The sequence below is a fragment of the Amycolatopsis sp. NPDC051371 genome, from assembly GCF_040682155.1.
In the GTDB taxonomy this organism is placed as follows: Bacteria; Actinomycetota; Actinomycetes; order Mycobacteriales; family Pseudonocardiaceae; genus Amycolatopsis.
This window is the reverse complement of the sequence record NZ_JBFBAG010000126.1, coordinates 1-1,191: the sequence shown is the minus strand read 5'-3', so window position 1 is coordinate 1,191 and position 1,191 is coordinate 1. Positions and strand designations below refer to the sequence as shown.

The 1,191-nt window shown below is 66.8% G+C and carries 1 protein-coding gene; it reads left to right on the top strand.

The window, feature by feature from the left end; genetic code table 11:
- Positions 1-90 precede the first annotated feature (90 nt).
- Positions 91-1,179 (top strand): IS630 family transposase, encoded by a 1,089-nt coding sequence (locus tag AB0M59_RS53585; RefSeq protein WP_364632174.1) that lies wholly within the window; start codon positions 91-93, stop codon positions 1,177-1,179.
- Positions 1,180-1,191 lie beyond the last annotated feature (12 nt).

The following is a 1,191-nucleotide window of genomic DNA, read 5'->3' as shown; positions in this document are numbered from 1 at the left end:
CTAGTGCCTCGTCAAGGAACGTTGACGTGGTAACCGTGTCGCGTGGACATTCGGGCCGGTGATCGCGAGGCTGGCCGGTGGAGGTGAGTCATGGCGCGTAAGCCTGAGGTGTTCGCGCGGTCGTTGGAGCCGGCGGAAGCGCAGCGGCTGGTCAAGATCACGAGGTCGACCCGGGATCGGGTGCGGCTGCGGCGGTCCGGGATCGTGCTGGCCTCGGCGCAGGGCCGGTCCGCGGGGGAGATCGCGGCGATGTTCGCGGCGACGGAGGGGTATGTGCGGGAGGTGATCCACGCGTTCAACGACTCCGGGTTCGCGGCGTTGTCCCCAAAATGGAGGGGCGGCCGACCAGCTAAGTTCGGGCCGGCCGCCCGTGAGCAGATCTGCCGCATCGCCGCCTGCCAACCCACTGAGCTGGGATTGCCGTTCACGACCTGGAGCCTGACCAAGCTGGTCGACTACCTCGCCGAGCACGCGTGGATCAGGGCGAGCACCGAGACCGTCCGGCAGATCCTGCGCAAGGAGGGCGTGTCCTGGCAGGCGACGAAGACCTGGAAAGCCAGCAAAGACCCGGACTTCATACCGAAGAAGAACCGCATCCTCGACCTCTACGACCGGCCGCCCGCCGACGGACGGGTGATCTGCGTCGACGAGTTCGGGCCGCTGAACCTGCAACCCAGACCCGGTCGCGGCTGGTTCCCCCGCGGCCGACCGGCCCGCCTGCGCGCGACCTACACCCGCACCAAGGGCATCCGGCACATGTTCGCTGCGCTCGACCTCGCGTCCGGTCAGATGTTCTACCGGTTCCGTGACCGCAAACGCTGGCCGCAGTTCCTCGACTTCTGCAAGCAGCTGCGCCGCCGCTTCCCGGCCGGGAAGCTCTACCTAGTCTGCGACAACTACGGACCTCACGGCAAGGCCGAGGTCGTCACGTGGTGCGCGGCTAACGACATCGAGCTGGTCTACACACCCACCAACGCGTCCTGGCTGAACTGGATCGAATGCGAGTTCACCGCGGTCCGCTACTTCACCCTCGACGGCAGCGACTACCCCAGCCACACCGCCCAGGAAGCCGCCATCGCGGGCTACCTGCGCTGGCGCAACCGCCACTGCCACCCGAGGCGTCACTTCGCCGTCAACTCCAAGATCCGCCGACCGGATTACCTACCTAACGTTGCTTGATGCGGCACTAGT